This window comes from Streptomyces sp. 8L, from assembly GCF_020176795.1.
GTDB lineage: Bacteria > Actinomycetota > Actinomycetes > Streptomycetales > Streptomycetaceae > Streptomyces.
Genome location: NZ_JAIUKE010000505.1, coordinates 1 through 8086, shown reverse-complemented (window position 1 = coordinate 8086; position 8086 = coordinate 1). Strand labels below are relative to the sequence as shown.

The window sequence follows — 8086 nt, the reverse complement described above, 5'->3', positions numbered from 1 at the left end:
TCACCAGCCTGTCGCCCGGAGCGGCGACCGGCGCCCAGCTCGCCGCCTGGATCAGAGGGCACTGGAAGATCGAAAACCTTCTGCACCACGTGCGGGACCGCACCTTCCGTGAGGACGACTCAAAGATCCACGTCGGCCGACTCCCACGGGTCATGGCCGGCCTGCGCAATCTCGCGATCAGCATCCACCGCCAGGACGGACACACCAACATCGCCGCCGCCCTACGTCACGCCGCCCGCGACTGCCGCAGACCCCTGATCGCCCTCGGCCTCACCGGATGAACCCGGACAAAAAGCGATCTTGCAACGGACCCTGTCGCGGACGCCGACGCCGGAGTGCTCGCCCAACTGCTGGAGCTGCGGGCCAGGAGTGCCGGCCTCGAAGCTTTGCGCGCGGCGGTCGAGGACGGGACGAGCTCCGAGAGCACCCTCCACGCCTGTCTGAAGAACCAGGAGTGGATCTTCGGCGGCGCTTACGTGGCAGAGCTGGCACGGCGGCAGTACACCTCGGACGCGATCCTCGACATCCCCCTGCTGCGCGGTGACGGGTCCCTTCACGTGGTGGAACTCAAACGCGCGAACGTCAAGGACCTGGTCATACGCCGCAGCGGACACCTCATGCTGGGTGCCCCGGCGCATCACGCGGTGTCACAGGCGCAGAACTACCTCCGCTCCATGGACGAGAACCGTGCGGCCATCCTCGCGCGGCACGGCGTGGACACGCGCAGAGTTTCGGCGACGGTCGTGATCGGCCACCCGGGATACGTCAGAGGGAACGTCACGCGTCATGAGGTCGCGGAAACCCTGCGCACCTACAACACCCATGCGGTACGTATCGAAGTGCTCACTTACGAAACCCTGTTGGAGTCAGCCACTCGCATGCTGGCCCTCTCATCGACCAAGCAGGGCCCTGACCGGACCGAGGAGGCCACGTCGTGACTGAGGAAGAATGTCCTGCGATCGAGCAGGTCCTGGCCCGCCTGTGCGGTGGGCTGATCACCAAGAAGGATTACGTCGGCTATTTCCTCAACGAGCATGGTGAGGAACTTGTCTTCGCCCAGCGGCGAGGTGAGAAGACCGCCCGGCTCTGGCATAGCGACACTGACTGGAAGATGTATCGCGTCGGCGACCACTCAATTCGCGTCGGCGGCGTGATGGAGGGGGTGGTCACGGTGGAGGGCCTCATCATCGATCGCTCCGAGGCGACGTGGCTCTCCTCCTGCCTGGCATCCTCTCGCCACCTGCGCCAGAAACGCGGCTGAGGAGCCGCCGTCCCGGGCCTGGCGACGGGCCGATGGCCTTACGTGCCGTCAGTGACTACGCGGACGGGAGGACGGCCGCGCAATAGTCGGCGGGGGGCAGGTAGCCGTGTTGTTCCACGTAGTGGACGATCATGACCGGGGAGGCGTAAGCGATACCTTGGCGGCCGGTGACACGGATCTCTCCGCTCCCGATGAAGAGATCGCCGCGCGAGGTGTTCTCTCTGGCAGTAAGGAAGTCTGGGCACAGCTCGCAGAAATGCATACCTCGCTGCACGTTCACAGGCTCGCGTGCGAGTTCTACGAGGGCAGGAACCAGGCCGGAAGGCGCGGTTCCGATGTTGAAAGGATGGTCGCGTGAGAGCCAGCCGACATTCAACATCTCTTGGTCGGACGAGTCGTAGGTGTACGGACTGAGATCCGGGTAGTAGGTCACTAGATCACCAGGGTTTCACGTGTTCACGGCAGATGAGGACGTGGACGGCTCCCATTTTATCCGTGACGATCTCGCTGAGTCTCGTGGGGGCGCTTACAGTGATGGACCTGCTGCTGATCGCGAGGTTCCTGGGTCTGTCGACGGTGTAGTCCGGGAGTTTCTTGCCGGGACCGAATGTCTCCACGGCGGGATGATTCCCTCCTGTTTCGATGTCGTGGGCGAATGCGTCCCCGATCCGTTCTCCGTCCTCCACGTAGAACTTGAGCCATGTCCCCGGTGGTACCTGCATGTCCCCGGCGCCGAATTCGTAGTACCCGTGCCCGGAAATCACCTTGGAATTGTCGACCCTGCCCTTTTGGGTGACGCTCTTGGCCCATTCGTCTCCCTCGCCGGGGCCGTGTTTGGGCTGTGGCCGGCGGTCCTGCTCGGGAGACAGACCATGCGGGTCGAGCCACATGATGGGGTTGGAGACGTAGGTGGCCGGGTTGGGCGCGGGGGTGAGCCCGAGTGGGTCGGGGGTCAGGTAGCGGGCGGTTTCCGGGTCGTAGTGGCGGAAGTAGTTGTAATGGAGGCCGGTTTCAGGGTCGTAGTACTGGCCGGGAAAGCGCAGGGGGGTGTAGGCAGTGCTGTCCGACGCCCAGGCGGTGGTGCCCCATAGGGTGCTGCGCGTGTGCCAGGCGATGTCGCCCTGTTCGTCGATGAGTTCGCTCGGGGTGCCGACGAGGTCGGTAATGATGGCGAAGAAGCGTGAGTCGATCTCGTCTTGGGACGCGTCGGCCGCGGCGACGCGTTCCGTCTGAGCGAGCGGGCGCAGGCCTTGATGGTCCCAGGTGAGGGTGACGGGGGCGGGCAGGTCGGGCGAGGTGGTGGTCTGCTCGCAGAGGGTGGTGCCGTCCCAGGTGAAGTCGACGCGTTCGACGACGTTCTCCCCGTCCGCTGCGAGGCGCAGCTTCGCCGTACGGCGGCCGACCGGGTCGTATGTATAGCGCCAGCGGGTGCCGTCCGGCGCCAGGACCGCGGTGAGGCGGTCCTCGGTATCCCATTCGTACCGCCAGGTGTCCCGTTTGCGGGACAGGCGGGTCTTCTGGCGGAGGGTGATGCGGCCGAGGGCGTCGTGCTCGTAGCGGACGTTTCCGGCGCGGATGATGTTCGTGCCGGTGTACGCGCGGGCGCCTCTCGCCTCTTGGCCGGGGTGCCCGGCCGGCCACTGTGCCTGGGTCTGGTTTCCCGCGTCGTCGTAGGCGTACCGCTCCGTCCAACCGGCGGCGTTCACCGCCGTCACCCGGCCGCAGGCGTCCAGGTCGAGGCGGCGGGAGCCGGAAAGGTAGTCGTCGACGCCGGTCACGTTGCCGTCGGCGCGGTAGGTGTAGGCACGGTGCTGCACTACGCGGCCGCCTGTGCCGGTCACCGCCTGGGTGGTCAGCCGCCCCACGGCGTCGAAGGTCTGCTCAAGGACGATCGTGCCCGCGGTGCGGCGGCTCTGCTCGCGTCCTGTCGCGTCGTACGTGAAGTCGATGGCACGGCCCGACGCCACCATGCGGGAGCAGCGGCCCGCTGCGTCGTAGGACCAGCTGGTGGTGGCACCCCTGGGGGTCTTTCGTTCGGCACGGCGGCCCAGGTCGTCGTACGTGTACGTCAGGGTCCTGCCATCGACTGTCTCCGAGCGGAGGCGGCCGTAGCGGTCGCGGAGGAGGACGAGGACCGTCCCGTCGGGGCCTGTCGCCTCCGCCAGTTCGTCGGTGAGGTCGTAGGCGTAAGTGGTGACCTGGTCTGCCGCGTCCTTGCGGAGCACCTGGCCCAGCGTGTTGCGTTCGAAGGACACGACATGGCCGAGGGCGTTCGTACGGGAGGCCAGCCGTCCTGCGGCGTCGTGGACGTAGGTGAGTGTGCGGTCGTCGAAGTCCCTCTCCGCGGTGAGGCGGCCCATCGCGTCGTACGCGTAACTCCACTCCAGCCCCTGAGGGTTGGTGACCTTCGTCAACCGCAGTTCCGTATCGTGGTCGAACTCGTAGCGCACCCCGTCGGGGCCGCTGCGCGCCCTCAACAGGTTGAAGTGGGTGTATTCGTAGCGTGCCACGCCGCCGAGTGCGTCGGTGTGGCTGGTGCAGTTGCCCTCACCGTCGTACGTCCAGGACTCGGTTGTGCCGTCGGGTGCCGTACGGCGGGCGAGGTGTCCCTCGACCGTCCACGCGAGGCGTGAAGTCGCCCCCGTCGGGTCGGTAATCGTGATCGGGCGGCCGAAGGCATCCCGCTCGTAACGGGTCGTCGCGCCAAGAGGATCGGTGACGTGCAGGGGAAGCCCGGCACGGTCGCAAGCGATCCTCGTCGTGCTGCCGAGTGGGTCGGTTATGGAGGTGAGGCGGCCGCCTTCGTCGTAGGTGAAGCTGGTGGTCAGCCCGTCCGGTCCGGTCTGCGACGTGCGGTTGCCGCATGCGTCGAAGCTCTGCCGGATGAGCGAGCCGTCGGTGTTCACCAACTTCGTGGGCAGGCCGAGCTCGTTGTACTCGGCCGTGGCCTCGCGTCCGTCGGGGCGGGTCAGCGTGAGCAGGTTGCCCTTGTCGTCGTACCGGAAGGTGGTCGTGGCGCCCAGGGCGTCGGTGTGTACCAGCAGCCGGTTGTGCCGGTCGCGGCGGTAGCGGGTGACCGCACCCAGGGGATCGGTCTCGGCGATCACCTGGCACCGGTCGTTGACCAGGTATCGGGTGGAGTGACCGAGCGAATCGTTGATTGTGGTGGTACGTTCGCCCGTTGCCGCGTCGACGGGGCCGTATGCGAAGTCCGAGCAGAGGTGACCAGCGGCGCCCGACTGGTGGGTGCAGCGGTCCTCTTCGTCGTAGGCGTATGTGAAGTGGCTGTTGTTGGTGTCGGTCCAGGAGATGATGCGGCCGTGCTCGTCATGGCTGAAGCGGGTCGGCAGTCCTGAGGAACCTGTCACCTCGGTGAGGTGGCCCTCGGTGTACCCGTACCGCAGCAGTTCCTGATCGCTGCCGTCTGCTCCCGCGCCGACCAGATGGACGGCGGTGACGCGGTCGTCCGCGGTCGTGATGCGCAAGCGGTGACCGGCGCTGTGGGCCACGGAGTCGGGCGCGCCGTCGGGGCCGTGCCCGAACGTGATCCAGTTGCCGTTGCGGTCATCGAGCTGCTCCAGTATGGCGAGACCGTCACCCCGGTCTCCAAAGTGCCTTGTCACACCGGTCTCGGGGTCGGTGACCGTGTAACCGTCGTCGACCCGGTCGAGCGGCCACCGTGGCCCGTGACTGGGCAAGGTAGGGACGCCCGGCGCGGGATGCGGGTAGGCGAGGATCAGGGCGTCCTCGCCTACGAGGAGGACGCCCTGGGCGTCGATCTCCAGGCGTTGGTCGAGTGTGGAGGACCAAGTCGGCCCGAACCACCGGCCCTGACGGTATGACGACTCGAACTGCCGCCCGAGGACGAGTGGGAGGCGACCCGGCAGCGCCGTGTCCGTGGCAGACAGCACCATGCGGCCGGTCGCGATATCGACGGGGTCCTTCGCCCATTCCTTGTCGGCGCTTCGCCGGGCGACGTCCTCGGCCCTGTCCTTGACCGCGCTGCGTGCCGCGCTCTCCGCTCCGTCCTCCAGGCCCTCCTTGACAGCGGTCTTCAGACCGAGGCGCAGTCCGCCGGCGGCGAGTCCCGCTCCATCGGTGCCGACGAGTTGCGGGACGAGGCGGCCGAGGAATTCGGAGGGGTCCTTCTTGAAGCCGTCGACGGCTGTCTGGATGAGGCGTTCGGGGTGTGCGGCGGTGGAGACGAGGCCGGACAGGGTCATGCTGGCGTTTTGCAGGTAGGCGGCGGGGTGGGTGAGGTTGTAGGGGTCCGTCGGGTTGAGGCCGCGGGCGAAGGTGACCAGGCCCGCGGTGCCTTTGAGGATGCCGCCGGTGAAGTGGGTGAGTTCGGTGTTGGCGGCCTGGTAGCCGTCGACCATGTCGTCGCCGAGGCGGGAGAGCGGCGGTGGCTCGGCCGGGGCGTGGGCGAGGGCCGTCTTGACCTTGCCCTGCGCTTCGGAGGCGGCGGTGTTGCGCTGCTTGCGGGCCTCGGCCAGCTTCGCGCGGGCTGCTTTCACATCGGCTTTGCCGGGATCGACGAACGGATCGGGTTTGGGGCCCGGGTCCTGGTTCGCGTCGATCTTCGCGTTGTAGGCGTCGACCTTCTTGTTGTACGCGTCGCTCGCGTCCTTGGATGCCTGGACGCCCTTCTTGTACAGCGCCACGGCTTCCTTGGCCTGGCCCTGCGCCCACGTGACGGTGTGGGCGTACGCGTCCAGCGCGCCAGCAGCCGTCTCGCACGCAGCCGATGCCTGGGCCCATTTGGCGGGATGCAGGTCGAACTTCTCCCGGAACGCTTCGCCTCCCTCGCCCTTCCAGCCGGAGGAGTCGATCTTCTTCATCCCCGCCGAGACCTTGTCGAAGGCGGTGTGGAAGTCGGTGAGGTGCTTGGCGCTGTCGCGGATCTTGCCGGGGTCGCCGTGGACGAGTTCGTTGGCTTCCTCGGTCTGGCCGAGCTGCTGTTCGCCGGGGGTGGCGCCGAGGTCGGAGGCGACGTCGTCGCCCCAGTCCTCCACGCTGTCGGCCCAGTCGTGCAGTCCGACGTGGTCGAGTCCGTCGCCGACCTTGTTGGTGGCCCAGTCGACGCCCTCGCCGACCTTCTTCTCGCCCTCGTCGACGAGGTGTTCGCCGTAGCCGAGGCCCTTGTTGATGCCGTCGCCGATGTCCCCGAGCAGGCCCATCAGCCCTCACCGCCGGTATTGTCCTGCCCGGCCGCTTCGGCGCGCGCCTCGGGCGAGGGGCCGAAGGTGTTGTCGAGGTACTGGTTGTACTGGTCGTCGGAGATGCCCGCGAGGCTGTGCAGATTCTCGGGGTTCAGCCCCATCGGCCCCAGGGTGTGGGAGGTCATCACATCGCGGCCGGCGTCCTTCCAGCCCTGCTCACTGTTGGACAGCGCCTGGTCGAAGGACTCCTTGCTGTAGTCCACACTCATCCCGGAGGTGGCGATGTCCTTCCACCCCATCTTCTCCACGTCCTCCTCCGACGCGTACGGATTCCCGATCGCGGCGTTGGTGACGACCTTGAAGGTGCCCTCCATGTACTTCTCGTTCTCGTAGTACGTGCCCGCGGACATCCCCGTCGCCCGGGCCAACGAGTTGCCTTCGTCGACCAGCGCCCGCACCCCCCACTCCCACCGGTCGCAGAACGTCTTCAACTCACCGGTCAAACCCTCGTGCCCGAGCTCCAGCCCCGACAAGGCGATACCGCTGAAGCCGCGGCCGGCTCCGGCTTCACCGACCATGCCCAACTCCCGCAGCTCACCCAGCGCCGCGGTCAGACCCTGTGCGATCAGACCGATCCCCTGGGTTTCCAGATCTCCGCCGTCGCTGCCACTACCGCTCATGCCGCGTCCCCCGGATCGTCGCCGTCCACGTCGATGTCCACCGCCACCGCGTCGGGCACGATGCCCCGCACGGGCGGGAAGACCATGCCGTCCTGCCCGTCCGCGCAGTCCAGCGCCACTCCGCACGGCACCCCCGCCGCAGGCACCGCCACGTCCAGCAACCGCGCCCCGAGGACGCTCTGATACGCCCACTCGCGAGCCCCCTCGCCACGGGCCACCGCGTAACGTGCCAGGGCCTGTTCATCGGAGAACGCCAGAATGAAGCGGATACCGTTGAAGTCCGCTGTGAGAAAGCCACGCTCGGCATCCGTACCAGGGCCGTCACCCAAGGGCACCAGCACCGGGGTACGACGAAATCGCCCCAGCAGCTCCGCGAACGCCCGCCTGCGCGCCGCCACATCGGCCGCCACGACCGAAGGCGCGCCCACCGGCTCCCGTTCCGGCGGCCCAGGCGGGCTCCCTGCCGACGGCCGTCCGGGCTCCGGCTGCGACTCGTCCCGAGGCGGCGGTCCGGACTCGGAGCGATCCTGAGTCTCCGCGGACCGCTGTGACATCTCCGCGACGTCCGCCAGGCGCAACCTGGTCGTGTCGCCCCCGTGGCCCCCGTGGTCAGACATGGAGCAATCATTTCAACGCCGCGAGGGGCGTCGCAACGACGTCACGTCACAGCTTGGTCGCAGGAGGTAGCGATGAAGGATCGGCATTCCACTTCCGGACAGGTAAGACGGTGGCCTGGACAACAAACAACCCCCGGGTCAATGACCTGGGGGTTTATCGTGGAGCGGGTGACGAGAATCGAACTCGCGCTCTGAGCTTGGGAAGCTCATGTTCTACCATTAAACTACACCCGCGAAACGTCGCCGTCGGATCACCGTGGCGTCGTAGCGGTTTGTACTCTACCGCATCCTCCGCCCCCGGGCGCGGCCCCCTCGTGGGTCGTCGTGGGGGCTGGTGTCGTTTCGGGGGCGGCGGAGGTGGTGGGG

The 8086-nt window shown here is 67.4% G+C and carries 6 protein-coding genes, 1 tRNA gene and 1 pseudogene; 3 read left to right on the top strand and 5 right to left on the bottom strand.

Annotation, left to right across the window (positions count from 1 at the left end):
* The 3 genes and pseudogenes from LCE31_RS32630 to LCE31_RS32620 form a co-directional block, all read left to right on the top strand.
* Positions 1-281 (top strand): annotated as a pseudogene (locus LCE31_RS32630) (ISAs1 family transposase); the annotation flags it as partial.
* Positions 282-335: 54 nt separating this feature from the next.
* A complete protein-coding gene (locus LCE31_RS32625) occupies positions 336-938 on the top strand; it encodes a Shedu anti-phage system protein SduA domain-containing protein (protein WP_225020878.1) in 603 nt (200 codons plus the stop codon).
* Positions 935-1261 carry a hypothetical protein gene (locus LCE31_RS32620; protein WP_225020876.1) on the top strand — a complete coding sequence of 109 codons (327 nt, stop codon included), beginning with the start codon at positions 935-937 and terminating at the stop codon, positions 1259-1261. Before LCE31_RS32625 ends, LCE31_RS32620 begins: the two co-directional genes overlap by 4 nt.
* A gap of 55 nt (positions 1262-1316) precedes the next feature.
* On the opposite strand, the gene LCE31_RS32615 is transcribed toward LCE31_RS32620, so the two are convergent.
* The 5 genes from LCE31_RS32615 to LCE31_RS32595 form a co-directional block, all read right to left on the bottom strand.
* Positions 1317-1694: a DUF7919 family protein gene (locus tag LCE31_RS32615; RefSeq protein WP_225020874.1), complete on the bottom strand. Its 378-nt coding sequence runs from the start codon at positions 1692-1694 to the stop codon at positions 1317-1319.
* A gap of 4 nt (positions 1695-1698) precedes the next feature.
* On the bottom strand, positions 1699-6441 hold the full coding sequence (locus tag LCE31_RS32610) for a putative T7SS-secreted protein (protein ID WP_225020872.1): 4743 nt from the start codon (positions 6439-6441) through the stop codon (positions 1699-1701).
* Complete coding sequence (locus LCE31_RS32605) at positions 6441-7103, bottom strand: hypothetical protein (RefSeq protein WP_225020869.1); 663 nt, start codon at positions 7101-7103, stop codon at positions 6441-6443. Before LCE31_RS32605 ends, LCE31_RS32610 begins: the two co-directional genes overlap by 1 nt.
* Complete coding sequence (locus LCE31_RS32600) at positions 7100-7513, bottom strand: hypothetical protein (RefSeq protein ID WP_374118620.1); 414 nt, start codon at positions 7511-7513, stop codon at positions 7100-7102. Before LCE31_RS32600 ends, LCE31_RS32605 begins: the two co-directional genes overlap by 4 nt.
* A gap of 367 nt (positions 7514-7880) precedes the next feature.
* Positions 7881-7954, bottom strand: a tRNA-Gly gene (locus LCE31_RS32595).
* Positions 7955-8086: the final 132 nt, after the last annotated feature.

Bases quoted from the DNA above. Each gene is read 5' to 3' on its own strand.
- LCE31_RS32605 (WP_225020869.1), bottom strand. From the start codon at position 7,103: ATGAGCGGTAGTGGCAGCGACGGCGGAGATCTGGAAACCCAGGGGATC.
- LCE31_RS32610 (WP_225020872.1), bottom strand. From the start codon at position 6,441: ATGGGCCTGCTCGGGGACATCGGCGACGGCATCAACAAGGGCCTCGGC.